General features: G+C 68.1%; 23 protein-coding genes. 8 read left to right on the top strand and 15 right to left on the bottom strand.

Translation table 11 applies throughout. The features are described 5' to 3' along the window. Positions 1–4: 4 nt before the first annotated feature. The 5 genes from ptsP to B3Z70_RS03240 all read left to right on the top strand — a co-directional run bounded on the left by ptsP (position 5) and on the right by B3Z70_RS03240 (position 5,820). Positions 5–2,263, top strand: a complete 2,259-nt coding sequence (gene ptsP / locus B3Z70_RS03260) for a phosphoenolpyruvate--protein phosphotransferase (RefSeq protein ID WP_409410546.1) — start codon at positions 5–7, stop codon at positions 2,261–2,263. A gap of 112 nt (positions 2,264–2,375) precedes the next feature. Beyond that, positions 2,376–3,512, top strand: coding sequence for a helix-turn-helix domain-containing protein (locus B3Z70_RS03255; RefSeq protein WP_292044662.1), 1,137 nt, complete (start codon positions 2,376–2,378; stop codon positions 3,510–3,512). A gap of 48 nt (positions 3,513–3,560) precedes the next feature. Next, a complete protein-coding gene (ispG, locus tag B3Z70_RS03250; RefSeq protein WP_292044661.1) occupies positions 3,561–4,697 on the top strand; it encodes a flavodoxin-dependent (E)-4-hydroxy-3-methylbut-2-enyl-diphosphate synthase in 1,137 nt (378 codons plus the stop codon). Positions 4,698–4,825: 128 nt separating this feature from the next. Further along, positions 4,826–5,293, top strand: a complete 468-nt coding sequence (locus B3Z70_RS03245; protein ID WP_292024419.1) for a PEGA domain-containing protein — start codon at positions 4,826–4,828, stop codon at positions 5,291–5,293. Further along, positions 5,290–5,820 (top strand): hypothetical protein, encoded by a 531-nt coding sequence (locus B3Z70_RS03240; protein WP_292024421.1) that lies wholly within the window; start codon positions 5,290–5,292, stop codon positions 5,818–5,820. Before B3Z70_RS03245 ends, B3Z70_RS03240 begins: the two co-directional genes overlap by 4 nt. Before the next feature lie 59 nt (positions 5,821–5,879). On the opposite strand, the gene B3Z70_RS03235 is transcribed toward B3Z70_RS03240, so the two are convergent. Genes B3Z70_RS03235 through B3Z70_RS03225 form a run of 3 tightly spaced genes read right to left on the bottom strand, consistent with a single transcriptional unit; the run spans position 5,880 to position 7,809 of the window. Continuing rightward, positions 5,880–6,656: a sulfite exporter TauE/SafE family protein gene (locus tag B3Z70_RS03235; RefSeq protein WP_292024423.1), complete on the bottom strand. Its 777-nt coding sequence runs from the start codon at positions 6,654–6,656 to the stop codon at positions 5,880–5,882. Between the two features lie 31 nt (positions 6,657–6,687). Then, a complete protein-coding gene (locus B3Z70_RS03230; protein ID WP_292044659.1) occupies positions 6,688–7,128 on the bottom strand; it encodes an RrF2 family transcriptional regulator in 441 nt (146 codons plus the stop codon). A gap of 42 nt (positions 7,129–7,170) precedes the next feature. Continuing rightward, positions 7,171–7,809 (bottom strand): response regulator, encoded by a 639-nt coding sequence (locus B3Z70_RS03225; RefSeq protein ID WP_292044657.1) that lies wholly within the window; start codon positions 7,807–7,809, stop codon positions 7,171–7,173. Between the two features lie 213 nt (positions 7,810–8,022). On the opposite strand from B3Z70_RS03225, the gene prfA reads away from it, so the two are divergent. Continuing rightward, a complete protein-coding gene (prfA, locus tag B3Z70_RS03220; RefSeq protein WP_292022632.1) occupies positions 8,023–9,090 on the top strand; it encodes a peptide chain release factor 1 in 1,068 nt (355 codons plus the stop codon). Between the two features lie 4 nt (positions 9,091–9,094). Here the strand turns inward: prfA and B3Z70_RS03215 are convergent, their stop codons facing one another. The 11 genes from B3Z70_RS03215 to B3Z70_RS03160 all read right to left on the bottom strand — a co-directional run bounded on the left by B3Z70_RS03215 (position 9,095) and on the right by B3Z70_RS03160 (position 22,840). Beyond that, complete coding sequence (locus B3Z70_RS03215) at positions 9,095–9,433, bottom strand: hypothetical protein (protein WP_292022630.1); 339 nt, start codon at positions 9,431–9,433, stop codon at positions 9,095–9,097. Between the two features lie 154 nt (positions 9,434–9,587). After that, positions 9,588–10,211 carry a glutathione S-transferase family protein gene (locus tag B3Z70_RS03210; protein WP_292022629.1) on the bottom strand — a complete coding sequence of 208 codons (624 nt, stop codon included), beginning with the start codon at positions 10,209–10,211 and terminating at the stop codon, positions 9,588–9,590. 59 nt (positions 10,212–10,270) lie between these two features. Further along, a complete protein-coding gene (odhB, locus tag B3Z70_RS03205) occupies positions 10,271–11,809 on the bottom strand; it encodes a 2-oxoglutarate dehydrogenase complex dihydrolipoyllysine-residue succinyltransferase (protein ID WP_312083505.1) in 1,539 nt (512 codons plus the stop codon). A gap of 42 nt (positions 11,810–11,851) precedes the next feature. Next, on the bottom strand, positions 11,852–14,869 hold the full coding sequence (locus B3Z70_RS03195) for a 2-oxoglutarate dehydrogenase E1 component (protein ID WP_292044655.1): 3,018 nt from the start codon (positions 14,867–14,869) through the stop codon (positions 11,852–11,854). A 214-nt stretch (positions 14,870–15,083) separates the two neighbouring features. Continuing rightward, positions 15,084–15,986, bottom strand: a complete 903-nt coding sequence (gene sucD / locus B3Z70_RS03190; protein ID WP_292022187.1) for a succinate--CoA ligase subunit alpha — start codon at positions 15,984–15,986, stop codon at positions 15,084–15,086. An 18-nt stretch (positions 15,987–16,004) separates the two neighbouring features. Continuing rightward, a complete protein-coding gene (locus tag B3Z70_RS03185) occupies positions 16,005–16,427 on the bottom strand; it encodes a PIN domain-containing protein (protein WP_292022185.1) in 423 nt (140 codons plus the stop codon). Then, complete coding sequence (locus B3Z70_RS03180; RefSeq protein ID WP_292022183.1) at positions 16,411–16,668, bottom strand: hypothetical protein; 258 nt, start codon at positions 16,666–16,668, stop codon at positions 16,411–16,413. The genes B3Z70_RS03185 and B3Z70_RS03180 overlap by 17 nt, the downstream gene beginning before the upstream one ends. A 53-nt stretch (positions 16,669–16,721) precedes the next feature. After that, positions 16,722–17,639: a hypothetical protein gene (locus B3Z70_RS03175; protein ID WP_292022181.1), complete on the bottom strand. Its 918-nt coding sequence runs from the start codon at positions 17,637–17,639 to the stop codon at positions 16,722–16,724. A 35-nt stretch (positions 17,640–17,674) separates the two neighbouring features. Next, entirely contained in the window at positions 17,675–18,865 is a 1,191-nt protein-coding gene (sucC, locus tag B3Z70_RS03170; protein ID WP_292022180.1) for an ADP-forming succinate--CoA ligase subunit beta, read from the bottom strand. Positions 18,866–18,950: 85 nt separating this feature from the next. Further along, the gene (locus B3Z70_RS03165) at positions 18,951–20,486 is read right to left on the bottom strand and encodes a spinster family MFS transporter (protein WP_292022178.1); all 1,536 of its coding nucleotides are present in this window, start codon (positions 20,484–20,486) and stop codon (positions 18,951–18,953) included. 125 nt (positions 20,487–20,611) lie between these two features. Next, positions 20,612–22,840, bottom strand: a complete 2,229-nt coding sequence (locus B3Z70_RS03160) for a TonB-dependent receptor (RefSeq protein WP_292044653.1) — start codon at positions 22,838–22,840, stop codon at positions 20,612–20,614. Between the two features lie 191 nt (positions 22,841–23,031). On the opposite strand from B3Z70_RS03160, the gene B3Z70_RS03155 reads away from it, so the two are divergent. Then, positions 23,032–23,790: a TetR/AcrR family transcriptional regulator gene (locus tag B3Z70_RS03155; RefSeq protein WP_292044651.1), complete on the top strand. Its 759-nt coding sequence runs from the start codon at positions 23,032–23,034 to the stop codon at positions 23,788–23,790. Positions 23,791–23,794: 4 nt separating this feature from the next. Here B3Z70_RS03155 and B3Z70_RS03150 read toward each other — a convergent pair whose 3' ends face one another. After that, complete coding sequence (locus B3Z70_RS03150; RefSeq protein ID WP_292023599.1) at positions 23,795–24,328, bottom strand: DUF2306 domain-containing protein; 534 nt, start codon at positions 24,326–24,328, stop codon at positions 23,795–23,797. 183 nt (positions 24,329–24,511) lie between these two features. Here B3Z70_RS03150 and B3Z70_RS03145 point away from each other — a divergent pair, with 183 nt between their 5' ends. Continuing rightward, a complete protein-coding gene (locus B3Z70_RS03145; protein ID WP_292023601.1) occupies positions 24,512–25,276 on the top strand; it encodes a LytTR family DNA-binding domain-containing protein in 765 nt (254 codons plus the stop codon). Positions 25,277–25,278 lie beyond the last annotated feature (2 nt).

Here is a 25,278-nt window from a genome sequence, read left to right as displayed (position 1 = left end):
CGCGATGACCAGGGGACCTCGGATCCTCCTGCGCCAGATCCGCGAGGCTCTGGGCGGGGCCGGCGCGGGCGCCACGCCGGCGCAGGACCGGCTGAACATGGTCGTTCGCATCATCGCCCGCTCGATGGTCGCCGAGGTCTGCTCCATCTATCTGCGCCGCGCCTCGGGCGAGTTGGAGCTGTTCGCCACCGAGGGCCTGAACCCCGAGGCCGTGCACACCACCCGTCTGCGCCCCGGCGAGGGCCTGGTAGGCGAAGTGGCGCGCATGGCCCAGCCGATCAGCCTGTCGGACGCGCCGTCGCACCCCGCCTTCTCCTACCGCCCGGAGACCGGCGAAGACCCCTATCACGCCTTCCTGGGCGCCCCCCTGCTGCGCGGCGGACGGGCCATCGGCGTCCTGGTCGTCCAGAACCGCACCGAGCGGCGCTATGACGAGGAAGAGGTCGAGGACATCCAGACCATCGCCATGGTCCTGTCCGAAACGGTGGCGTCGGGCGAACTGCTGGCCCAGGACGAACTGCGCGACGTGGAGCTGGCGCCCCATCGGCCCGAGCGGCTGAAGGGCCAGAAGTTCGCCGACGGCCTGGCCTTCGGCCATGTGGTGCTGCACGAGGCGCCGCTGGCCCCCGAGCGCCTGCTGTCCGACGATCCGGCGATGGAGGAGGCGCGGCTGAAGCTGGCCCTGGCCACGCTCAAGACCGGACTGGACGTCATGCTGGACAAGGGCCAGGGCCTGGCCGGTCCCTCGTTCGAGGTGCTGGAGACCTATCGGATGTTCGCCGACGACCGGGGCTGGAACCGGTCGCTGGAAGAGGCCGTGCGCAACGGCCTGACCGCCGAGGCGGCGGTGGACCGGGTCAGGAACGAACACCGCGCCCGCTTCGCCCAGGCGCGCGACCCCTATATCCGCGAGCGCCTGCACGATTTCGAGGATCTGGCCAACCGGCTGCTGCGGGTGCTGGCGGGCGACAAGCCGGGCGAGCGGGAGCTGCCCGACGACGCCATTCTGGTGGCGCGCAACCTGGGGCCCGCCGACCTGCTGGAATATCCGCGCGACAAGCTGAAGGGGCTGTTGCTGGAGGAAGGCTCGGCCGCCAGCCACGCCGCCATCGTGGCCCGCGCGCTGCAGATCCCCTGCGTCGGGCGCCTGATGGGCCTGCGCGACCGGCTGTCCGAAGGCGACATGGTCATCGCCGACGGCGAGACCGGCGAGACCTATCTGCGCCCGCGCCCCGACATGCTGGAGGCGGTGCAGTCGCGCATGGCCGTGCGCCAGCAGCGCCAGGCCGAGTTCGCCCAGCTGCGCGACACCCCCGCCGTCACCCTGGACGGCCAGCGCATCAGCCTTCTGACCAACGCCGGCCTGGCGGTGGACCTGGAGAACCTAAACGAAACGGGCGCCGAGGGCATCGGCCTGTTCCGAACCGAGTTCCAGTTCATGGTGTCGGATGAACTGCCCCGGCTGGACGCCCAGACGGCGCTGTACAAGCTGGTGCTGGACGCGGCTGGCGACCGGCCCGTCACCTTCCGCACCCTGGACATCGGCGGCGACAAGGTGCTGCCCTATCTGGAGGCCGAGCGGGAAGAGAACCCCGCCCTGGGGCGGCGCGCCATCCGCCTGGGCCTGGACCGACCGTCCCTGCTGCGGATGCAGCTGCGCGCGCTTCTGGCGGCCGGCGCCGGGCGCGAACTGCGCGTCATGTTCCCGATGATCGCCACGGTGGACGAGTTCCGGGCCGCGCGCGAACTGGTGGATATCGAATGCGCCTGGGCGCGGCGTCGGGGGCGGGCGCTGCCGGCCCTGCTGCGCGTCGGGGCCATGGTCGAATGCCCGTCGCTGCTGTGGCACCTGGACGCCCTGCTGCCGCTGACGGATTTCGTCTCCATCGGGACCAACGACCTGTTCCAATATATGTACGCCGCCGACCGGACCAATCCGCTGGTGTCGGACCGTTACGACCCCCTGTCGCCGCCGACCCTGCGCGCGCTGCAGACCATTCAGAAGGCGTGCGCCGACACCGGCACGCCGGTCTCGATCTGCGGCGAACTGGCCGGGCGGCCGCTGGAGGCCTTCGCCCTGATCACCCTGGGCTTCACCCGTCTGTCGGCCCCGGCCGGCGGAGTGGGGCCGGTCAAGCGGATGATCCTGTCGGCCGACCTGACGGCGGCGCGGCGCGGCATGAGCAATCTTCTGAACCTGTCCACCGGCTCGGTCAGGAACGAGATCGAATCCCTGGCGCGCAAGCTGAACGTGGCGGTCTGAACACGGCCTGGGCCGCATCGGCGGCGTTGCTGGCGATGGCGCAATCGTCTATCTCGGCGGCTGTTGCACGACCGCTCGAAAGCGGTCCTTCCCGGACGGGGGTTCAGGCCTGATGGCGTCGAATGCGGGGATCGCCCCCGATGCGTTGAAGACCCATGCTGACGCGGCGGACCCCACCGCCGCCTTCGCCGACGCCGCCACCTTCGGCGAGGGTCTGCGCCACGCCCGCGAACGCTCGGGCAAGTCGCTGGCCGAACTGGCCGCCGAGACCAAGGTGCATCGTCGCTTCCTGACCGCCTTGGAGCAGGGGGACTGGTCGTCCCTGCCCTCGCGCGTGTTCGCCCTGGGCTATGTGCGCGCCTACGCCTCGGCCCTGGCGCTGGACGAACAGCTGGCGGTCGAGCGGTTCAAGCGCGAAAGCCCGGACACCTCCGTGCCGCTGAAGGCGCCCATCGGCATCGCGTTCGAGGACGTGCGCCGCCATTCGCCGCGCATCGTCGCCGGGATCGCCGTGGTGGCCATCGCCGTGATCGGCTGGAACGTGTTTCAGCGCATCAGCCTGCGCCAGACCGCCCACCCGTCCGACATCGCGGTCGCGCCCAAGACCTGGGCCAACGGCGACACCACCGATCCCCGCTTCGCCCTCAGCGCGCCGATGGCGGCCCCGCCCGACCAGACCACGCCGGCGCCCTATATCACCCGCGGCCTGGAGGCCGAGCTGACCGGCGTCGATCCCGCCGATCCCGCCGCCCTGGCCGCCGCCGCCGCCAACGCCGCCCCGGTGCAGAAGGCCTTCAATCCACGCGGCGCCGTCTATGGGGCGCCGGCCAACGCCTCGATGGTGGTGATCCAGGCCCGCACCGCCGGCGCCCTGGTCGTGCGGCTGGGCGACGGACAGGCTCTGTTCGCGCGCCAGATGGCGCCGGGCGAGGCCTGGCGCGCCCCGACCGGCGTCGCCGCCACCGTGGACGTGTCCGATCCGGCGGCCTTCGACGTCTATCTGAACGGGGAATACGGCGGGCCGCTGGCCGGGGTTCTGACGCCGCTGGCCCAGTTGAACAGCCGCGCCGACCAGGCGGCCAGAGCCCTGGCGGCGGTCCAGGCGCGCGCTCAGGCCCAGGCCCAGACGCACGCCCAGGCGGCCCAAGCCCGCGCCCAGGCCGGCGGCCAGCCCGGTGCGGCCGCGCCGCCTTCGCCGCCGACCACAGCACCCGCCGCATCCCCGACCGTCCCGACGGCGCCGAACTGATCGGTTCGCCGTGGTCCCGCCGTCATCATCGGCCTATATGAGCACACGATGAGCGACCATTCTCACATCCGTCCCTGGCGCCACATCGAGCGTCGCAAGAGCCGCCAGATCCGCGTCGGCTCTGTGCTGGTCGGCGGCGACGCGCCCATCAGCGTCCAGTCCATGACCAATACGCCGACCTCGGACGCCGGCGCGACCATCGACCAGATCCGCCAACTGGAAGAGGCCGGGGCCGACATCGTGCGCGTCTCCTGCCCCGATGTGGAATCCACCCAGGCCTTCAGGACCATCGCGCGCGAAGCCAAGGTCCCCTTGGTCGCCGACATCCATTTCCACTACAAGCGCGGCATCGAGGCGGCCGAGGCCGGCGCCGCCTGCCTGCGGATCAATCCCGGCAATATCGGCAGTCCCGACAGGGTGCGCGACGTCATCCAGGCCGCCCGCGACAACGGCTGCTCCATGCGGATCGGCGTCAACGCGGGCTCGCTGGAGAAGGAACTTCTGGAGAAGTACGGCGAGCCCTGCCCCGACGCCATGGTCGAAAGCGCGCTGAACCACGCCCGCATCCTGCAGGACAACGACTTCCACGAGTTCAAGATTTCGGTGAAGGCGTCCGACCCCTTCCTGACCGTCGCCGCCTATCAGCAGCTGGCCGAGGCCATCGACTGCCCCCTGCATCTAGGCGTGACCGAGGCAGGGCCCTTGCGCACCGGCACGATCAAGTCGGCCATCGGCATGGGGTCCATGCTGTGGGCCGGGATCGGCGATACCATCCGCGTGTCGTTGGCCGCCGATCCGGTGGAGGAGATCAAGGTCGGCTTCGACATCCTGAAGTCGCTGGGCCTGCGCCACCGCGGCGTCAACATCATCGCCTGCCCGTCCTGCGCGCGCCAGGGTTTCAACGTCATCGAGACGGTGGCGGTGCTGGAGGAGAAGCTGGCCCATATCTCGACGCCGATGAGCCTGTCTGTGATCGGCTGCGTCGTGAACGGACCGGGCGAGGCCCTCTACACCGACGTCGGCTTCACCGGCGGCGGCAAGGGCGCGGGCATGATCTATCTGAACGGCAAGATCGCCCACAAACAGGCCAACGACGGCATGATCGACCACATCGTCGCCCTGGTCGAGGAGAAGGCGGCCGAGCTGGATGCGGCGCGTTTGTCGGAGCTTCAGGCGGCGGAATAGACCTGCGTCATCTCGCCGCAAGTCAGCGCTCAACCTTCACCGTTCCGTGATTGACGCTCGATAGTGAAAGTGCAACCTAGGCTATAGGTCCGCCGGGGGAGGCGGGCCCTGTTTCATCGGGGACTTCAATGATTTCCAAGACTGTCGCGCGCCTTGGCGCGCGTGCGTTCACGCTGGTCGGCGTGGCGCTTTCTCTGCCTGCGTGCGCGACCATGACGCGCGGCACGACGCAGGAGTTCACCGTCGAGAGCACGCCGCCCGGCGCGCAGGCGACCACCTCCAACGGCTTCGAGTGCGTGTCCACGCCCTGCACCTTCCGCATGTCGCGCAAGGACGCCTTCAACATCACCGTGTCGAAGGAAGGCTATGTCTCGCAGACCCATGAGATCACCAGCAGCATGTCCGGCGCCGGCGGCGCGGCCCTGGCCGGCAACGTCCTGGTCGGCGGGATCATCGGCGGGGCCGTCGACGCCTCGTCTGGCGCGCTGAACGACCTGAAGCCCAACCCGCTGATGGTGGTTCTGCGCACCCCGGCGGAAGAAGCGGCGGCGCGGGCGGCGGCTCCGGCTCCGACGCCTGCGGGCGCCGACAAATGATGCGGCGTCTTGCGGCGACCGGACTGGTCGCGGCCGTGATGGGCGTGGCGGCCTGCGCAACGCCGTCCAATCCGGCGAACATGACCCTGCCCGCAACGGCCGGACTGACGGCTGCGCGCGGCGATGTCGGCTATCGCTCGGTGACCAGCGTGGCGGTTTCGGGAGGCCAGGGCACCAACCCCTTGTGGACCTCGCAGGTGTCGAACGCGGACTTCAAGACGGCGCTCGAAGCCTCTCTGACCGCTGCCGGCTATATGGGAACGGAAGGCCAACCGATGCGGGTTTCGGCCTCGCTGATCGATCTGAAGCAGCCGCTGGCTGGCTTCGACCTGACGGTGACGAGCCGCGTTCGCTACACCGTCACCCGCGACAGCCAAACCGTTTTCGACGAGACGGTCGCGGCGACCGGCACGGCGAGCATGGGGCAGTCGTTGATGGCGACCGAACGGCTGCGTATGGCCAACGAGGCGTCCATTCGCGAAAACATCAAGGCGTTCCTGACGCGGTTCCGCGCCCGCGCTCACTGACGCGGTCGCCAGCACCAAAGCGACGGCGCCGGGTTTTCGACCCGGCGCCGTTTCTCGTTTCAGATCACCTTGAACAGGCGAAGCGCCTGATAGCCGGCCGAGAGCAGGACCACCGTGCCGACGCCGTAGGTCAGGACGCGGCGGGGGGCGATGCGGGCGATGACGCCGGCCAGGGGCGCGGCGATCAGGCCCCCGGCCACCAGACCCAGCACGGCCATGGCGTGGCTGGAGATGCCCTCGGCCTCCTGCCAATGGCCGGTCAGCAGGGCGACCAGGAAGGTGGCCGAAATGGCGGAGGTGACGAAAAACTCGGCCGTATTGGTCGTGCCGATGGAGGCGCGCGGGTCCTGGCCCGTGCCGACCAGGGTGGTGGTGACCGTCGGCCCCCACCCGCCGCCGCCGATGGCGTCGAAGAAGCCGCCGAACAGGCCCAGGGGCGCGGCGAATTTTCTCGGGAATATCCGCTCGCGCGTCTGACGGGTGGCGCGCCAGATGATCACCAGCCCCATGACGGCCAGATAGGCGGTGATGAAGGGCCGCATCACGTCGCCGTCGATGCTGGTCAGGACGAAAGCCCCGATCCCGCCGCCGACGACCCCGCCCAAGGCCAGGGGCACGAAGAGCTTCCAGTTCACGTTCTTGTTGACCGTGTGCGACCCGGCGGAGGCGGCGGTGGTGAAGACCTCCGCGGCGTGGACGCTGGCCGAGGCCGTCGCTGGCGGCACGCCGAACGACAGCAGCACGGTCGAGGAGATCACCCCATAGGCCATGCCCAGGGCGCCATCGACGATCTGGGCCAGGAATCCGACGGCGAGGAAGAGAAGGAAATCTTGCATGGCGGCCCCAAAGACGCGCGAACGGTGCGGTCTATTTCCCTAGCGGGTCAATAGGAGAAGAATTGGCGGCCGCTTGCAGGAGCGTTCGCGCCTCGAACACCGCCGCCAGGGCGTCGCGGCCGTCGCGCAGCACGGGCTGCAGCGGACAGGTCTCGACATCGGGACAGGTCTCGCACGCGCCGTAGGCGGTGCGCGAGGCGCAGGGCGTCAGCGCCAGCGGTCCTTCCAAGGCGCGGATCACGTCGGCGAAACTGATGGCGTCGGCCGGCGCCGCCAGGGCGTAACCGCCCGACCGACCACGCCGGGACACCAAAAGATGATGTCGGCGCAGATTCAGGAGAATGGCCTCCAGAAACTTGCGCGGGGCCGCCGACGCCTCTGCGATCTCGGCGATGGTCGCCGGCCCGCCGCCCGGCAGGCCCGCCAGATGGACCATGGCGCGCAACGCATAGCGGGATCGGTTCGAAAGCATGGCCTGTGATCGCGCGCCGCCGCGACGGGCGCAAGGTCGTCGTCACCCGGTCCGCCCCAGACGGGCGACGGCCTCCAGAATCTGGGCGCCGTTGTAGGGTTTCAGCACCAGGGCCTCGGCCAGATCGGCGTGGCGCGCGGCGGCGGTGACATCGCCGGAGATGAAGATGACCCGAACGTCCCAGCGCGAGGTCAGGACCTCGGCCAGTTCGACGCCGGTCATCTCGCCCGACAGATTGATGTCCAACAGGGCCGCGTCGATGGCGTGCAGCGCGGCGGCGGCCTCGGCGGCGGCGGCGCTGTGGAAGGGACCGACGACGCTGTGCCCGGCCTCGGTCAGCATTTCCGTCAGGCTGGCGGCGGCGTCCGCATCGTCCTCGACCACCAGAAGCGTCAGGGCCTCGGCGGCCGCGCGCGGCGCCGCGGTCTCCGACGCGGCCGGCGCCTGTCGCGTCACCACGGCCCGAAGATCGCGCCAGACCTCGGCCGAGGGCCGGTCGGTTTCCAGATCGTAGATGGCGGCCATGGCCTTCAGCTCCCTCGCGTCCTCGGGCGACAGGTCGCCGCCGGTGTCGGCCAGCCGCGTGTCGTACAGCCGGCACAGCCGCTCCACGCTGTCGGCCACCGGATCGGTTTGGGCGCGGGCGTGATCGGGTTCGGTTACGGGCGGGCGATCGAACATGAGAAGTCCTCCTTACAGCCTTGCCTTCGAACCAGCTAAACGGCCGAGGCGGGTTTGGTAACCGCGCCTGACGCCATCGTGACCGCGCCGTTATCGCCGATCACGAACGCCTCATCGACGGGCGCTCTGCGGCGGAGGCGGCTTGCAATCGACACGACCGCGCCCGGCGGGTAAGGACAGGCCCCCTGTCGCCCGCTTCCAGGATACCGTCTTTTGCGTCTGCCCCAGGCCCGTCTCGATCAGGTGCTCGACCGTTTCCACGAGGTCGAGGCCCGCATGGGCGCCGCGACCGACGGGGCCGAGATCGTGCGCCTGTCCAAGGAGCACGCCGAGCTGAAGCCGGTGGCCGACGCGGTTCAGGGCCTGGCCCGCGCCCGCGCCGAGATGGCGGATCTGGAGGCCATGACGGCCGACCCCGAAATGGCGGCGATGGCCCAGGACGAGCTGCAGCTTCTGAACGACGCCCTGCCGGGGCTGGAGCGCGAGGTCGCCCTGCTGCTGGCGCCGCGCGACGCCGACGAGAACGCCTCGGCCGTGCTGGAAGTGCGCGCCGGCACCGGCGGCGACGAGGCGGCCCTGTTCGCCGGCGACCTGTTTCGGATGTATTCGCGCTACGCCTCCACGCGCGGCTGGCGGATCGAGCTGGATTCCGCGACCGAGGGCGATGCGGGCGGCTACAAGGAAATCATCGCCACCGTCACCGGCGAGGGCGTGTTCGGCCGACTGAAGTTCGAAAGCGGCGTCCACCGCGTGCAACGGGTGCCGACCACCGAAGCCGGGGGTCGCATCCACACCTCGGCAGCCACGGTCGCCGTCCTGCCCGAGGTCGAGGACGTCGAGATCGAAATCCTGGACAAGGACATCCGCATCGACACCTTCCGCGCCTCAGGCTCCGGCGGGCAGCACGTCAACAAGACGGATTCGGCGGTGCGCATCACCCACATTCCGACCGGGATCGTGGCCACCAGTTCCGAGAAATCCCAGCACGTGAATCGCGACAAGGCGATGAGGAACCTGCGGGTGCGCCTGTACGACATGCAGCGGCAGGCCAAGGATCTGGCGCGGGCGGATTCGCGCAAGTCGCAGGTGGGATCGGGGGATCGTTCGGAACGCATCCGCACCTACAACTTCCCGCAGGGGCGGGTGACCGACCACCGGATCGGCCTGACCCTGCACAGCCTGCCGCAGATTCTGGAAGGCGACATCGACCCACTGCTGAACGCCCTGATCGCCGAGGATCAGGCCGCGCGACTGGCCGATCTGGAAGCCGAGTTCGGCTGACGCCTCAGGCCAGGACGCCGGTCAGGGGCAGTACGAGGACAAGCGCCGTGGCGGCCGTGTAGCCCGCGAAGGCGTGGACCGTGCGTCTGCGCCCCGCAGCGGGGGGATCGTCCAGATTTGAGCGGTTGGCCCACAGAAGATAGCCGGCCTGGATCGTCCAGCCCGCCAGGAAGGCGATGACCGCCCAGGCGCTGAGCGCCGTCAGGGCCAGGCCCGAGGCCAGAACCAGCAGCCCAGCGAGCGCGATCACGCCGTCCGCCAACTGATCGCTGAAAGATGTCGACACCAGACCCGACAGGGCCTGCTGGAGCCGCCAGTTGAGCCAGGCCTGATACAGAAGCATCAGCCCGCCCAAGACGTAAAACACCCCGATCGCGCGTGCTGCCCACTCCATGGCGAGAATATGGCCATGAAATCCGGCGGTCCGAAATCCGATAATTCATGCCGGATGGTTGATACGGGCAAACCGACGCATTCAAGACACAACCGTTGGTCTCTCAGCCCGCCCGCGCGGCCTCCCAGGCCAGGACGCGCTGGACGGCGGGCCGCCGGGACATCCGTTCGAAATGGTCCGCCACTCTCGGAAATTGAGTGATGTCGACGCCGTCGCCGGCCAGCCAGCCCGAGAAGACGAACAGATAGGGATCGGCGACCGAATAGGCGTCGCCCATCACCCAGTCGCCCGTCAGGTCCGCCTCGATCAGGTCAAAGCCTGTGCGCATGTTCTCGCTCACCTTGGCGGCCATGCTGGCCTGGGCGGCGGGATCGTCGCTCCAGCGGGCGGCGCGACGGCCATGGGCGTGAGCGACGTGGATGGTGGACGCCAGATAGAGGTTGAACGCCTGCATCCGCGCGAAATCGAACGGGTCGGTCGGCGCCAGCCGCGCCTGGGGCGCCAGGCCCGCGACATAGGCCAGTATGGCTGGGCCCTCGGTCAGGACGCCGCGATCGGTGACCAGGGCGGGCACGCGCTCCTTGGGATTGATGGCCAGAAAGTCGGGCTGACGCTGGTCCGCCTTGGCGAAATCGACAAAGCGGGCCTGGTAATCCAGCCCCGCCTCCTCCAGCGCGATATGGCTGGCGCGGCTGCAGGAGCCGGGAGTGGTGTGCAGCGTCAGCATCGGCGAGGCCCCTTGCGCGAACGAAAAAGGGGCGACCGAACCGGCCGCCCCTTCGTGTCTTACAGGTCCAAAAGGGCCCGTTGCGGATCTTCCAGCAGTTCCTTGATGCGAACCAGGAAGGTCACCGCCTCCTTGCCGTCCACGATGCGGTGATCGTAGCTGAGGGCCAGATACATCATCGGGCGGATCTTGACCTCGCCGTTGATGGCCATCGGGCGCTGGACGATGTTGTGCATCCCCAGGATGCCCGACTGCGGCGCGTTCAGGATCGGCGTGGACATCAGCGAGCCGTAGGTGCCGCCATTGGTGATGGTGAAGGTGCCGCCCTGCATCTGATCCATGGTCAGGGCGCCGTCACGGGCGGCCTTGCCCAGGGCGCCGATGCCCTTTTCGATGCCGGCCAGCGACAGGGTGTCAGCGTCGCGCAGGACCGGAACCACCAGACCCTTGTCGGTGCCGACGGCGACGCCGATGTCGTAGTGGTTCTTGTAGATGATGTCCGTGCCGTCGATCTCGGCGTTGACGGCCGGGATTTCGTGCAGGGCCGCGACCACCGCCTTGGTGAAGAAGGACATGAAGCCCAGCTTCACGCCGTGGCGCTTTTCGAACACTTCCTTGTACTGGGCGCGCAGGGCCATGACGTTGGTCATGTCCACCTCGTTGAAGGTGGTCAGCTGGGCGGCCGTGTTCTGGGATTCCTTCAGGCGACGGGCGATGGTCTGACGCAGGCGCGTCATCTTGACCCGCTCTTCGCGCGGCTGGTCGGCGCGCGGGGCGGCCGGCGCTGCGGCGGCGGCGGGGGCCGGAGCCGAGGCCTGGCCGATGGCGGCGATGGCGTCGGCCTTGGTGATGTTGCCCTTCGGACCCGTGGCGGCGATGGCTTTGGGATCCAGATTGTTTTCGCCGACCACGCGCTGGACGGCGGGCGACAGGGTTTCGTTCTTGGCGCCCGAAGCCTGGCCAGAGACTTGGGCCGAGCCGGTGTTGGCCGGAGCAGCCGCTGTGACCGGAGCGGAAGCGGCCGGAGCCGAGGCGGCGCCCGAACCCGAGATGGAGCCGATCTTCTGGCCCGGGGTGACGGTCGCGCCTTCGTCGGCGGCGATGCTCAGAACGCCGTCAGCGGGCGCTGAAACCTCGACCGCGACCTTGTCGGTCTCGATCTCGACCAGCAGTTCGTCCTTCTTGACCGCATCGCCGTTCTTCTTGACCCACTTGCCCATCGAGCCTTCGGCGACACTTTCGCCCATGACCGGCACGGTGATGTCGATCGCGGCGGCGGCCGGAGCGGCGGCGGCCGGCGCCGCCTTGGTGTCAGCCTTGGCGGCCTTTGCCGGCGCGGCGGCCGGAGCCGCAGCAGCGGACGCGCCTTCCGTCACCGACCCCAGGACCGTGCCGGGCACGACGTTGTCGCCCTCGGCCGCCTTGATGTCGCCCAGCACGCCGTCGGCGGGCGAGACGACTTCCAGCGAGACCTTGTCGGTTTCCAGCTCGACCAGCAGTTCGTCCTTCTTGACCGCATCTCCGACCTTCTTGGTCCATTTGGCGATGGTGGCTTCGGTGACGGATTCACCGAGGGCGGGGGTCAGGATGTCGGCCATGTCAGGTCCAGCTCGTCTCTAGGTCGGTCTTTTGTATGTGTATCAGGCGAAGGCTTCGGTGGTGAAGGCTTCCAGTTCCTTCAGGTGTCGGCTCATCAGGCCCGCCGCCGTCGAGGCGGAGCCGGGACGGCCGACGTAGCGGGCGCGCTTGGAGGCGACGTTCAGCTTGTCCAGCGTCAGCTCCAGCCACGGATCGACGAAGGTCCAGCCGCCCATGTTCTTGGGCTCTTCCTGGCACCAGACGACCTCGGCCTTCGGGAAGCGGGCCAGTTCCTTGCGCAGGGACTGGATCGGCCACGGATAGAACTGCTCCAGACGCAGGATGTAGACGTCGTCCACGGCCTGGCCGTCCTTGGCCTTCTTCTCGCGCGCGTCCAGGAGGTCGTAATAGACCTTGCCCGAGCAGAGGATGACGCGGCGGATGTCCTTGTCCGCCTTGATCGTGACGCCGGCGATCTCGGGCCGCGTCTGGGCGTCGTCGTGCAGCACGCGGTGGAAGGCCGAGCCCTCCGCCAGGTCCGCCATGGAGGAGACCGCCTTCTTGTGACGCAGCAGCGACTTGGGCGTCATCAGGATCAGCGGCTTCCTGAACGGCCGGTGCATCTGGCGACGCAGGATGTGGAAATAGTTGGCTGGCGTGGTGCAGTTGGCGACCTGCATATTGTCTTCGGCGCACTGTTGCAGGAAGCGCTCCAGACGGGCCGAGGAGTGTTCGGGTCCCTGGCCTTCATAGCCGTGCGGCAGCAGCATGGTCAGGCCGCTCATGCGCAGCCACTTGCGTTCGCCGGAGCTGATGAACTGGTCGATCACCACCTGGGCGCCGTTCACGAAGTCGCCGAACTGGGCCTCCCACATGACCAGCGTATTGGGGTCGGCCAGCGAGTAGCCGTACTCGAAGCCCAGCACCGCCTCTTCGGACAGGGCCGAGTCGATCACCTCGAAGTTAGCCTGGCCTTCGCGCAGGTTGTTCAGCGGGATGTAGCGCTCTTCGGTCGTCTGATCGATGATGCCCGAGTGACGCTGCGAGAAGGTGCCGCGCACCGAATCCTGACCCGACAGGCGGATCGGGAAGCCTTCGTCGACCAGCGAGGCGAAGGCCAGGCTCTCGGCCGTGGCCCAGTCCAGACCCTGGCCCGAGGCGATGGCTTCGCGGCGGCCGTCTATGACGCGCTTCAGCGTCTTGTGCATGTCGACGCTGTTGGGAATGGTGGTCAGGCGGTGACCCAGGTCGGTCAGCTTGGCCAGCGGCACGGCGGTGTCGCCGCGCAGCTCGTCCTTGGGCGCCTGGAAGCCCTGCCACTGGCCGTCCAGCCAGTCGGCCTTCTCGGCGGTCCAGGTCTTGCCCGCCTCGAACTGTTCGTCGAGGAATTTCTCGAACCGCTCGACCTCGGCGTCCACCTCGGCCTGGGTGATCACGCCTTCGGCGACCAGACGCTGCGAATACAGTTCGCGCGTCGAGGGCTGGGCGCGGATCTTCGAATACATCAGCGGCTGGGTGAAGGTGGGGTCGTCACCTTCGTTGTGGCCGAAGCGGCGGTAGCAGAACATGTCCACCACCACGTCCTTGTGGAACTTCTGGCGGTATTCGGTGGCCACCTTGGAGGCGAAGACGACCGCCTCGGGATCGTCGCCGTTCACGTGGAAGATCGGCGCCTGGACCATCAGGGCCACGTCCGACGGATAGGGCGACGAGCGCGAGTTGCGCGGGCTGGTGGTGAAGCCGATCTGGTTGTTGATGACGAAATGCAGCGTGCCGCCGGTGCGGTAACCCTTCAGCCCCATCAGGGCGAAGCACTCCGCGACCACGCCCTGGCCGGCGAAGGCGGCGTCGCCGTGGATCAGCAGCGGCACGACCTTGGAACGGTCCAGCGCCCACTGGCCTTCCGGCACGCCCTCGTTGGCCTCGCGGATGTCGAACGCCTGTTTGGCGCGCGCCTTGCCCAGCACGACCGGATTGACGATCTCCAGGTGGGACGGGTTGGCGGTCAGCGACAGGTGGACGTGGTTGCCGTCGAACTCGCGGTTCGACGAGGCGCCCATGTGGTATTTGACGTCGCCCGAACCCTCGATGTCGCTGGGCACGGCCGAGCCGCCCTGGAACTCGTGGAAGATGACCTTGTAGGGCTTGCCCATCACGGCGGCGAGCACGTTCAGGCGGCCGCGGTGGGCCATGCCCAGCACGACCTCGTCGACGCCTAACGAACCGCCGCGCTTGATGACCTGCTCCAGCGCCGGGACCATGGCCTCGCCGCCGTCCAGGCCGAACCGCTTGGTGCCGGGGAAGCGCTTGTGCAGGAAGCGTTCGAAGCCTTCCGCCTCGACCAGCTTGGACAGGATGGCCAGCTTGCCTTCCTTGGAGAAGGCGTTCTGCTCGAACTTGTCGGCGCCCTCGAACCGCTGCTGCAGCCAGGACTTCTCTTCCGGCTCGGCGATGTGCATGAACTGGATGCCGACCGTGCCGCAATAGGTGCGCTTCAGGATGTCCAGGACTTCTCGGATCGTGCCGGTCTGCAGGCCCAGGACGCCGTCCAAGAAGATCGGACGGTCCAGGTCGGCGCCGGTGAAACCGTAGAATTCAGGGGTCAGCTCGGGGTTCTCGACCGGCTGTTCGATGCCCAGCGGGTCCAGCTTGGCCTGCAGGTGCCCCCGCACGCGATAGCTGCGGATCAGCATCAGGGCGCGGATGGAATCGTGGGCGGCGGCGCGGATGGCGTCGGCCGAAACCTCGGCGGGCGCGGCCGGCTTGCCGGCGGCGGGCGCAGCGGCGGCGCCGGGCTTCTTGGGATCGGGCTTGGGGGCCGGCCAGCGGCCGTCGAAGACGGCGGTCGCTTCGCTGGGCTCCGTTGCGACGTCACGGCCCCAGGCGCCGGCCTCGGCCGAGGCCTTCACGCTGGCGGCGTTGTCGCGAAGCTGGTCGAAGAAGGCCTTCCACTCCGCCGAGACCGAGCCGGGATCATTGGCCCATTTCTCGTGAAGTTCCTCGATATAGGCCGCATTGGACCCGTAGAGGAAGGAGGTCTCGGCAAAGACCTGGTTCAGCCGACCGGCATCGTCCGCCATCGTTTCGCAATCCCTGGGCCCCGACGGACACATCTCCGTGAGGGGCGCGCCCGTCATATAGGCGTCGTTTCCTTATGGGTCATGACCGAAACGGGGCATTTTGGTAGGAAATTGGTCGCAGGCCCAAGAAAAAACGCCCCCGGCCTGAGCCGAGGGCGTCCTTTGATGAGTCACACGGCATTTTTGATGCCGAAACGCGATCAAGCAGAGAGCATCAGCCCTTCAGCACGTCCACCAGGGTCTTGCCCAGGCGGGCCGGCGATTCCGACATGCGGATGCCGGCGGCTTCCATCGCCGCGATCTTGGATTCCGCATCGCCCTTGCCGCCCGAGACGACGGCGCCGGCGTGGCCCATGGTGCGGCCCTTGGGCGCCGTACGGCCCGCGATGAAACCGGCCATCGGCTTCTTGCGGCCCTTCTTGGCCTCGTCGATCAGGAACTGGGCGGCGTCTTCTTCCGCGCCGCCGCCGATTTCGCCGATCATGATGATCGAGGTCGTCTCTTCGTCGGCCAGGAACAGCTCCAGCACGTCGATGAACTCGGTGCCCTTGACCGGGTCGCCGCCGATGCCGACGGCCGTGGTCTGGCCCAGGCCTTCGTTGGTGGTCTGGAACACGGCCTCATAGGTCAGGGTGCCCGAACGCGACACGATGCCGACCGAGCCCTTCTTGAAGATGTTGCCCGGCATGATGCCGATCTTGCACTCGTCCGGCGTCAGGATGCCCGGGCAGTTCGGGCCCAGGAGGCGCGATTTGGAGCCTTCCAGGCGGCGCTTGACCTTGACCATGTCCATCACCGGAATGCCTTCGGTGATGCAGGTGATGAAGGGGATTTCGGCGTCGATGGCTTCGATGATGGCGGCCGCCGCGCCCGACGGCGGCACATAGATGACCGAGGCGTCTGCGCCCGTGGCGTCCTTGGCTTCGGCGACCGAGGCGTAGATCGGCAGGGTTTCGCCGTGCGAGCCGGTCCAGTTCGTGCCGCCCTTGGTCGGGTGCACGCCGGCGACCATCTGGGTGCCGTGATAGGCCAGGGCCTGTTCGGTGTGGAAGCCGCCGGTCTTGCCGGTCAGGCCCTGGACGATGATCTTGGTGTTCTTGTCGACGAGGATGGACATGAGGTCTCGCTGGTTGGGTTAGGCGGGAAGGAAGGGGTTTTCGACACGCACCGACCCATAGGTCTGGCCGTGACTGAGATCTTCGGAATAAAGCACCTTGGCGCCGAGACGCTCGGCGGCGGCGATGATCGCGCCGTCCCAATAGGAGATTTGGTAGCGGCGGGCGTTGTCGATGCCCTTGCGGACGACCCTGTAGTCGACCGGCTGGAACGGTTTTTTCGACAGCCGAGACACCCATTCCTGGGCCTCCTCGGACGTCAGCGGGCGACTGCCCCTGCGCTGAGCGTTCACATAGAACTCGGCCAGCACCTGCCCGGAGGTGCCGAAGCGCGTGGTCAGCAACTCGAGCGCACGTTCGTACTTCGCCGGTTCATCGACAGAACCGAGCGCGGCATAGATCAGAATATTGGTGTCTAGAAAGACTTCAGCGCCAGCGATCAAAACGAGGCTCGCCGCTGTAGGTTTCTTCGCGCGTGGGACGCCAGTCGCCCATCCGCCCCTGGCTCTCACGCGCCAGTTTCAACAGGGCCTCGGTCGCCTCGTCGTATTCCGCCTCTTCCTCCACCAGCCGGGTCAGAAAGCCGCGCACCATCTCGTTGACGCTGGTCCGCTTCATGGCGGCGAGCACCCGCACCTTGTCGAGCAGGGCGTCGTCGATGGCGAGGGTGATGTTGCGGGTCATGGGCTTACACGGGTTATGTGGAGCACATAGGCCGTGGAGCCTTTGCAGGCAAGTCAGTCCCGCGCCGACCTTAGAGCGGGCGCGATGTCCAGCAGCAGCCCCAGCCGGCGCAGGATCGCTTCCTGCACGCGGTTCAGGCTGTAGAGCCTGGCGAACAGGGCGCGCTCTGCGCCGATCTCGCGTGCGGCGGCATAGGTCGCCTGCTGGCGGCGGCGGCGGCGTCCGATCTCGACCGTGTCGCCTACGGCCAGGCGGCGATCCCACTTGGCCCGCCAGGCGTCCAGGCCGATGGCGTCATAGTGCAACAGACGCACCGGCCGGCCCGTGCGCGGGTCGCGGGGTCGCGCGGCCTTCAAAGGAACCTCGTTCCGCTTGGCTTCGTGGATGCAAGGCGTGGTGCAGTCCAGGCCGCGCCGCACCGCATATTTGCCCATGTGGTGACCCAGCAGGCCGCGCACGAAGAAGGCGCCCGCGCCCGGATAAAGCAGATGGCCAAGCTCGGACCAGCCCGGCCCGCTGTAGGACTTGCGCGCCAGAACGGCGCCGTATTCGCGGTTCAGGTCGTCGCCCGCGCGCCACACCGCCTCGACGGTGGGAAAGATCGCCAGGTCGCGCCCGGCGGGCACGGCCTGAAGCGCGGCGGCCAGATCGACCGGCCCGAAGATCAGTTCGTCGATATCCACGACCACCAGCCAGTCGGCCTGCAGATCGCGATAGGCGTCGGCGTAGACGATGCGCTGGCGGGCCTCGACCGAGACGGGGCGACCACCGCGCGCGCCCCAGAAGGCGTCGTCGCACAGGGTCAGTTCATCGTCGGACAGGCCGACGGCGTTCGGCTGGGGGGCGGCGGAGGCGGGTCCGTCGAAATAGACCCGCACACGCTGGGCGCCCCTGGCCCGGTAATGATCGACGAAGACGCCGATATGCCGTTCCGGGGCCAGGGCCATGGCGACGACGTCGAACCGTGTCATCGTCCCCTTGGCCCCGACCGCCAGTTATCGGAGGGTCAGCCGACCGCCGCGACGATCTTCTGGGCGGCGTCGTCCAGATCGTCGGCGGCCTTGATGGTCAGGCCCGATTCGTTCAGGATTTTCTTGCCCAGTTCGGCGTTGGTGCCTTCCAGACGCACGACCAGCGGCACCTTCAGGCCCACTTCCTTCACGGCCGCGACCACGCCCTCAGCGATGACGTCGCATTTCATGATGCCGCCGAAGATGTTGACCAGAATGCCCTGGACGTTCGGGTCGGCGGTGATGATCTTGAAGGCCGCCGCGACCTTCTCCTTGCCGGCGCCGCCGCCGACGTCGCAGAAGTTGGCCGGCTCCTTGCCGTACAGCTTGATGATGTCCATCGTCGCCATGGCGAGGCCCGCGCCGTTGACCATGCAGCCGATGTTGCCGTCCAGCGAGACATAGGCCAGGTCCCACTTGGACGCCTCGATTTCCTTGGCGTCTTCCTCGGTTTCGTCGCGCAGGGCCTTGATGTCGTCGTGGCGGAACAGGGCGTTGCCGTCGAAGCTGACCTTGGCGTCCAGGACGCGCAGATGGCCGTTCTTCATGACGATCAGGGGGTTCACCTCCAGCATGTCCATGTCCTTCTCGACGAAGGCCTTATACAGGGCGGGGAACAGCGACTTGGCGTCTTCGGCGGCGGCGCCCGTCAGCCCATAGGCGGCGGTGATGGCGGCGACGTCGGCGTCGGTCACGCCCGCGCTCGGGTCGATCACGATGTTCTGGATCTTCTCGGGCGTGTCGTGGGCGACGGTTTCGATGTCCATGCCGCCTTCGGTCGAGACGACGAAGGCGATACGGCCATAGGCGCGGTCGACCAGCAGCGAGCAGTACAGTTCACGCTCGATGTCGGCGCCGTCCTCGATATAGAGGCGGTTGACCTGCTTGCCGGCGTCGCCCGTCTGGGCGGTGACCAGGGTGTTGCCCAGCATTTCCTTGGCGTGAGCGACGGCTTCCTCGACCGAGAAGGCCAGGCGAACGCCGCCCTTGGCGTCGGCCGGCAGTTCCTTGAACTTGCCCTTGCCGCGGCCGCCGGCGTGGATTTGCGACTTCACGACATAGAGCGGGCCGGGCAGCGACTTGGCGGCCGCCTCGACCTGATCGACCGACGTCACCGCGACGCCTTCGGCTACGGGTGCGCCGAAGCCTTTGAGGACCTGCTTGGCCTGATATTCGTGAATGTTCATGGGGGACCGTCGCAACCGCTGCTGGGAGAGTTGCGGGGCTTATAGGCCCCACCCCTTCGCAGGTGCAACCGTCCACAGGCCCCCTTTAGTCGACCCAGTCCTTCTTGAGGGTGCGCGACGCCCCGATCAGCAGGATCGCGGCCAGCACATAGAAGCCCATGCCGGTGTAGATGGCCCAGCGCAGGCTCTCCTCGCCGAAGCGCGGCGCCAGAAGGTCGCTCATCCAGCCGAAATAGTAGAAGCCGACCGCGATCCCCAGCAGGTTGTTCAGCAGCAGGAACAGAGCCGAGGCCGTCGAACGCATGGCCGCCGGCACCAGATGCTGGACCGCCGCCGTGATCGGACCCAGCCATGCCAGGTTCAGACCCGTCGGCAGCAGGAAGATGAAGAAGGCCAGGGTCAGCTGCTGAGCATGGCTGCCGCCGCCGGGCAGAACCAGGCCGATCAGCCACGGCGAGTTCATCGCCAGGATGAAACAGGGCGCCGAGATCAGGAAGGCCACGGCGGGCGTCAGCGGATAGGCGCCCTTGCCTTTTTTGGACAGCTTGTCGGCGATCATCCCGCCCAGCCAGATGCCCAGGATGCCGCCGATCAGGGCGATGCCGGAATAGTAGACGCTGGTCTGGCGCAGGGTCAGGTCGAAGCTGCGCATGAAGAACAGAGGCAACCAGCCGGCGACGCCGTAGCCGCACACCGACGACGAGGCCGCGCCCAGGGCCAGCAGCCAGAAGCTGGGTTTCCTGATCACCAGCGAAGCCGTGCGCCGCGCGATCATCAGCGAGACGCCGATCACCACGGCCAGCAGGCCGCCAAAGGCCAGCACCAGCGGATTGCCCAGCGACATCCCCATCAGCCAGTTCAGGGCGGCCAGGATCAGCAGGCCGGCGCCGAGACCCAGCATGATCTGGGCGGCGATCCTGCCGGCCCGGTCCGTGCCGACCGGCGCGGCGGCCAGGGCCGCGACCTGGGCCGGGGTCTTGATCGCATCCGTCCCGCCGCGCCTGGGATCGCGCACCGTCAGGCGCAGCAGCGGCGCGACCAGCACACCCAGCAGGCCGACGACAATGAAGGCCGTTCGCCAGCCATAGGTCGCCGCCAGCAGCCCGCCGACCAGGGTGCCCGCCGCCATGCCCAGCGGAATGCCGAAGGCGAAGGCTGCCATGGCCCGCGCCCGCTGATGCGGCGGGAAAAAGTCGGCGATCAGCGAATAGGCCGGGGCCACTCCGCCCGCCTCGCCGATACCGACGCCCATCCGGCACAGGAACAGCTGGCCGAACGAGCCCGCCATGCCGCACAGGGCGGTGAAGCCCGACCAGACGGCCAGGGCGCCCGTCATGATCCACACCCGGCTGAACCGATCCGCCAGCCAGGCCAGGGGAATGGCCAGGGTCGAATAGACCGAGGCGAAGGCGATGCCGCCCAACAGGCCGAACTGGCTGTCGGACATGCCGAATTCGGCCTTCAGCGGCGCGGCCAGGATGCCGATGATCTGGCGATCCAGGAAGTTCAGCATGTAGATCAGGATCAGGACCGCCAGCACATAGTAGCGGTAGCCGGGCCGCTCAGGCCGCGCCTCGTCCTGGCCGGCCTTGTCCTGGACCGTCAGCGTATCCGTCGTCATCGGCGTTTCCCTGGGCATCTTCTTGTTCGTTGAGGCGAGCCTAGCGATAACTCCGCCCCCTGCAAAGCAAAGGGGCGGCGGCCCGCAAACCGCCGCCCCTCGTCGTCAGGCGTCTGCGGTCGGGATCAGAACCGATAGGTCAAGCGCGCCGAATAGGTGGTCGGCGGGCCGTAGAAGGCGCTGATCGAGTTGTTGTAGGTCGCGCCCGGGAAGCTGTAGCCGCCGACCTTGTAGCGGACGTCGGTCAGGTTGCGGCCGAACAGACCCACTTCCCAACGCTTGCTGGGCGCGGTCCAGACCACGCTGGCGTCGGCCAGGACATAGCCCTTCTGGTCCAGGATCGGATCGGGCGCATCGAACAGATGATAGTCCGAGCGATAGGACAGCGACGGGGTGACGCGGATCTCGCCGCCCAGGACGTCGCCGCGCCAGGTCATGCCGTAATAGGCCGACCATTCCGGCGAGTTCTGCGGCTTGCGCTGATCCGAGATATCGACCGGCGCGCCCGTGACCAGCGTGATGAACTCGTCGAACTCGTTCTTCAGATAGCCCAGCGAGAAGTTGGCGGTGATGTCGCTGGTCAGGAAGGCCGAGCCTTCCAGTTCGAACCCGTAGATGGTCGAGGCGCCGGCGTTGTCGACCACCGAGGCGATGCCGACGGCGGGCGGCGTGGCCACCTGCTGGGTCGTGATCTGCTGGTCCTTGTAGTCGGAATAGAAGATGGCCGAGGCGAAGTTCATGCGCCGGTCGAAGGCCGACCCCTTCAGGCCGACCTCATAGGTCGTGACCATCTCGGGTTGGTAGCCATTGACCGTCTGGGGCACCAGGGCGGCGTCGCCGCGCATGTCCCAGCCGCCCGACTTGAAGCCCTGGCTGATCGAGGCGTAGCCCGTCATCTGCTCGGAGAAATCATACGAAAGGCTGGCGCGGGGCGTGAACTTCTCGAAGGTGTCGGACGCCGTATAGTTGGTGCGGGTCGCCAAGACCGCGCGCGGCGTGCCGCCGGTCAGCGGGCTGCGGGTCGCGCCCAGATAGAACTGGCGCAGAACCGAGGCGTCCTTGTCGTCGCGGGTGTAGCGGCCGCCCAGCGACAGGTGCAGGCGGTCCGTCAGATCGTAGCTGAAGTCGCCGAAGATCGAGAAGGACTTGGTGTCCACCGAACCGGCCGCCGCGATCGACAGGCCCAAATTGCCGGCGATGGTGTCGAATACGCCCGACGAGGTTCCGTCCAGATAATAGACGCCGGCCACGCCGGACCAGCGCTCGCCGGTGAACAGGGCCTGGAATTCCTGGGTGAACTGGTGGTCGGCATAGATGGCCGGCACGTCCAGGGTCGGGTTCGGCGTCTGGTCGAAGTCGATGATCGTCGCCGTGTCGCCCGAGCGATAGGCGGTGATCGACTTCAGCGTCAGCCTGTCGTTGACGCGGTATTCTCCGGTCAGGGCCACACCCTCGGTCACGACCTTCTGCTCGCCGGTGATGCCGGCATAGGTGTCGTATTTGCCGGCCGGCGCGCGCCACAGGCCATCGGACGAGGTGACCTCGCGGTGACCGTGCCGGGGGCTGGAGTCATCCTCGACCCTGTCCCAGGCCAGGCGGAAGAACAGGTTGTCGTTCGGCGTCCACTCGGCGCTGGCGCGATAGGCGGTGACGTCCTTGTCGTACTGATCCTGGCCGGTGTTCAGGTTCTTGCCGTAACCGTCGTGCTGATAGGTGGCGACCGCCCCGCCGATGGCGAAGGTCTGACCGACCGGGACCGAGCCCGACAGCAGGAAGTTGTGCTCGTTATAGGCGCCGACCTCGGCGCGGGCGGTCAGGCTGGGGTCGTTCCCCAGACGTTTGGTGACATATTTGATCGCGCCGCCGATGGTGTTGCGGCCATACAGGGTGCCCTGCGGCCCCCGCAGCACCTCGATGCGCGAGATGTCGAAGATATCCAGCACCGCGCCCTGCGGACGCGCCACATAGACGTCGTCGACATAGAGACCCACGCCGGGCTCGAAGCCCCACAGCGGATCCTGCTGGCCCACGCCGCGGATGAAGCTGATCAGGGTCGAGTTGGAGCCCCGCGCGATCTGGACCGTGGCGTTGGGCGTCTGCTGCTGAAGCGCGGTGATGTTGACCGCGCCCGTCTGTTCCAGACGTTCGGCGCTGAGAGCCGACACCGCGATCGGCACGTCCTTCAACTGTTCGTCGCGGCGGCGCGCGGTGACGACGATGTCGTCCACGGTCGCCGTGTCCTGATTGGCGTTGGCCGCTTGGGCGGCCGTTTCGGCGTCCTGGGCGACCGAGGCCCCGGCAAGCACGCCCCACGCCGCGCCGGCCAGCAGCGCGCACTTCACATGACGGTTCATGATCTCAACCCCTTTTGTCGTTTCCAGCCCGTGGACGCTTTTATTCAGCGTTCAATGATTTTCATGGAAACTGACCCGGTTTCGCCCGGCTGTCAAACGCCGTGCTGACGTCACGTCATCTGCGCGGTCGAGCGTGGCGCCGTTGCACCATGGTCGTTGCGCCGTCGCCGGGGCGCGCCTAGCCTTTGCGGATGAGCAAGACCGACGCCGCCCTGCCCGTCCCCCGCCCCGTCGCCGCCGCGCGTCGCAAGGCGGCGGGCGCGGCGCCGGCCAGACGCGGCCGCCCGCCCAAGGCCAAGGCCCAGGCGGCGGGCGAGACGCGCGACCTGATCCTGGACGCGGCCGAGGACCTGTTTTCCAAACACGGCTTCTACGGCGTCACCATCCGCGAGGTGGCGCGCGAAGCGGGCGTGGATACCGCCCTCGTCCACTACTATTTCGGGGCCAAGCGCGACCTGTTCGACGCGGTCTTCCTGCGCCGGGCCGAGGTGTGGAACGCCGACCGGGTCGCCGCCATCGACCGATACGCCGACGGCGCGGGCGAGGCGATGACGCTGGAGGGCCTGCTGGAAGCCTTCCTGCGGCCGCCGTTCGAATGGTCGCTGAAGGGCGGGCCGGGATGGAAACACTACGCCGCCCTGGTGGCCCAGACCAACGCCAACCCCAGCTTCGGCGGCGAGACCATGGCGCGGTATTTCGACCCGGCCATCCATCGGCTGATCGAGCTGATCGCGCGGGTGCTGCCGGGCGCCAGTCAGGTCGATCTGTACTGGGGCTATCACAATCTGTCGGGCGCCCTGACCCTGACGCTGGGCGAGACGGGGCGGCTGGACCGGCTGTCGAACGGGCGGGCGCGGTCGGGCGATCTGGAGACGGCGGGCGACTATATGGTCCGGTTCGCCGCCGCCGGCTTCCGCGCCGTGGCGGGGATGTCGGTCGAAAAGGGCTGATCCGTCAGGCCGGGCCGAAGAAGATCGCCCACATCAGCCGGCCGGGCAGAAAGGTCAGAAGACCCGCCACGATCAGGCCGCCGACGAACATGCCGGTCATGGCGCGCCTGTGATCCGCCACCCGATGGCGCCGCGCGGCATAGACGGCCATCGGCAGGCCGACCACGGTCCAGCCGCTGAGCAGATGGATCAGCGACAGCCCGGCCGGCCCGCCCGGATTGATCTGGTGGATGAAGAAGGAGCTGACCGCCGTCGTCGCCATGGCCAGGACCCACAGCCAGCCCAGCGTCCGGTGCAGCCGGTCGCCCTTTACGCCCGCCAGAAGCACGACGCCGATGGCCAGGGCGGTCAGGGCGGCCGCCACGTGGATCTGGATCGCGCTGGGGGCGGCGAGGAATAGCGGCCAGCGCGGGGCGTGAAGGCCCCAGCCCCCCTGCCCCATCAGCCGACCGCCGTCGCGGACCAGATAGCCGACCAGCGGCACGCCCAAAAGCATGAGGGCCAGGGCGGAGGGGACGAAACGGGTCAGGCGGGTCATGGCGGCGGTCCTTGTCTTTCCGCCGTCCTGTCAGGCCGGGCGACGGGCCGCATCCCGGCTTTCGCCAACGGCCACGGCGCTTGCGCCAACGCCCACCCGCTTTCGTCCCGCCGCTTTCGTCCGACGGGAAATCATGGTCTCAAGGCGCCATCGACCGTCGTTTGCGAAAGCCGCCCGCCCGCCATGCCATCCGCCGCCGCAGACCGTCGCCGCACCTTCGTCAGGGGGCTGATCGTCGCGGTGGCGGGCGGCGCCTTTCTGGCCGTGACCGGAGCGTTCGGCACCTCGGGCGCGCCGTTCGGGCCGCGCCTGGCCTATTGGGTGCTGGTGATGGTGACGGGCGGCCTGTGGGGCCACCTGTGCGGGGGGCTGGTCAGCCGGTTCCTGGACATGGACGAGCGGCCCTGGCTGAACATCGCGGTGATGACGGCGGTCATCACCGGCCCCTTGAGCGTGCTGGTCTGGGCGGCGACGGGACTGTTTTTCGCCCAGCGCCTGTATCCGCTGGCCGCCCTGCCGCAACTGGTCCTGCCGGTTCTGATCGTGACGGCGGCGGTGACGACGCTGAACGTCTTTCTGGGGCGCGCCCATCCGGTGCAGACCCATGCCCCGCCGACCAGCGAACCGGCGCGTCCCGCCCGGTTCCTGGATCGACTGCCGTTGCGGCTGAAGGGGGCGACGATCCGCGCGGTCCAGGCCGAGGACCACTATCTGCGCATCCACACCGACCGGGGATCGGACCTGATCCTGATGCGGCTGTCGGACGCGGTGGAGGAGCTGGAGGGGCTGGAGGGCGCCCAGACGCACCGCAGCTGGTGGGTGGCCAGGGACGCGGTGCGCGGGGTGGAGCGCGGCGACGGCCGGGCCACCCTGACGCTGGACGGCGGCCTGTCGGCCCCGGTCAGCCGCCGCTACGCCCGGATGCTGCGCGACGCCGACTGGTGGTGAAG

It is taken from the genome of Brevundimonas sp. UBA6550, from assembly GCF_002434505.1.
GTDB lineage: Bacteria > Pseudomonadota > Alphaproteobacteria > Caulobacterales > Caulobacteraceae > Brevundimonas.
This window is presented reverse-complemented; position numbering and strand designations above follow the sequence as displayed.

Excerpts from the sequence above, each read along its gene's own strand:
- B3Z70_RS03245 (WP_292024419.1), top strand. The coding sequence starts at position 4,826 with ATGATTTCCAAGACTGTCGCGCGCCTTGGCGCGCGTGCGTTCACGCTG.
- B3Z70_RS03145 (WP_292023601.1), top strand. The coding sequence starts at position 24,512 with ATGCCATCCGCCGCCGCAGACCGTCGCCGCACCTTCGTCAGGGGGCTG.
- ptsP (WP_409410546.1), top strand. The coding sequence starts at position 5 with ATGACCAGGGGACCTCGGATCCTCCTGCGCCAGATCCGCGAGGCTCTG.
- sucC (WP_292022180.1), bottom strand. The coding sequence starts at position 18,865 with ATGAACATTCACGAATATCAGGCCAAGCAGGTCCTCAAAGGCTTCGGC.
- B3Z70_RS03165 (WP_292022178.1), bottom strand. The coding sequence starts at position 20,486 with ATGACGACGGATACGCTGACGGTCCAGGACAAGGCCGGCCAGGACGAG.
- B3Z70_RS03255 (WP_292044662.1), top strand. The coding sequence starts at position 2,376 with ATGGCGTCGAATGCGGGGATCGCCCCCGATGCGTTGAAGACCCATGCT.
- B3Z70_RS03150 (WP_292023599.1), bottom strand. The coding sequence starts at position 24,328 with ATGACCCGCCTGACCCGTTTCGTCCCCTCCGCCCTGGCCCTCATGCTT.
- B3Z70_RS03240 (WP_292024421.1), top strand. The coding sequence starts at position 5,290 with ATGATGCGGCGTCTTGCGGCGACCGGACTGGTCGCGGCCGTGATGGGC.
- B3Z70_RS03215 (WP_292022630.1), bottom strand. The coding sequence starts at position 9,433 with ATGCTTCTGTATCAGGCCTGGCTCAACTGGCGGCTCCAGCAGGCCCTG.
- B3Z70_RS03175 (WP_292022181.1), bottom strand. The coding sequence starts at position 17,639 with ATGACACGGTTCGACGTCGTCGCCATGGCCCTGGCCCCGGAACGGCAT.
- odhB (WP_312083505.1), bottom strand. The coding sequence starts at position 11,809 with ATGGCCGACATCCTGACCCCCGCCCTCGGTGAATCCGTCACCGAAGCC.
- ispG (WP_292044661.1), top strand. The coding sequence starts at position 3,561 with ATGAGCGACCATTCTCACATCCGTCCCTGGCGCCACATCGAGCGTCGC.
- sucD (WP_292022187.1), bottom strand. The coding sequence starts at position 15,986 with ATGTCCATCCTCGTCGACAAGAACACCAAGATCATCGTCCAGGGCCTG.
- B3Z70_RS03155 (WP_292044651.1), top strand. The coding sequence starts at position 23,032 with ATGAGCAAGACCGACGCCGCCCTGCCCGTCCCCCGCCCCGTCGCCGCC.
- B3Z70_RS03235 (WP_292024423.1), bottom strand. The coding sequence starts at position 6,656 with ATGCAAGATTTCCTTCTCTTCCTCGCCGTCGGATTCCTGGCCCAGATC.
- B3Z70_RS03230 (WP_292044659.1), bottom strand. The coding sequence starts at position 7,128 with ATGCTTTCGAACCGATCCCGCTATGCGTTGCGCGCCATGGTCCATCTG.
- B3Z70_RS03160 (WP_292044653.1), bottom strand. The coding sequence starts at position 22,840 with ATGAACCGTCATGTGAAGTGCGCGCTGCTGGCCGGCGCGGCGTGGGGC.
- B3Z70_RS03180 (WP_292022183.1), bottom strand. The coding sequence starts at position 16,668 with ATGACCCGCAACATCACCCTCGCCATCGACGACGCCCTGCTCGACAAG.
- B3Z70_RS03225 (WP_292044657.1), bottom strand. The coding sequence starts at position 7,809 with ATGTTCGATCGCCCGCCCGTAACCGAACCCGATCACGCCCGCGCCCAA.
- B3Z70_RS03195 (WP_292044655.1), bottom strand. The coding sequence starts at position 14,869 with ATGGCGGACGATGCCGGTCGGCTGAACCAGGTCTTTGCCGAGACCTCC.
- B3Z70_RS03210 (WP_292022629.1), bottom strand. The coding sequence starts at position 10,211 with ATGCTGACGCTGCACACCACTCCCGGCTCCTGCAGCCGCGCCAGCCAT.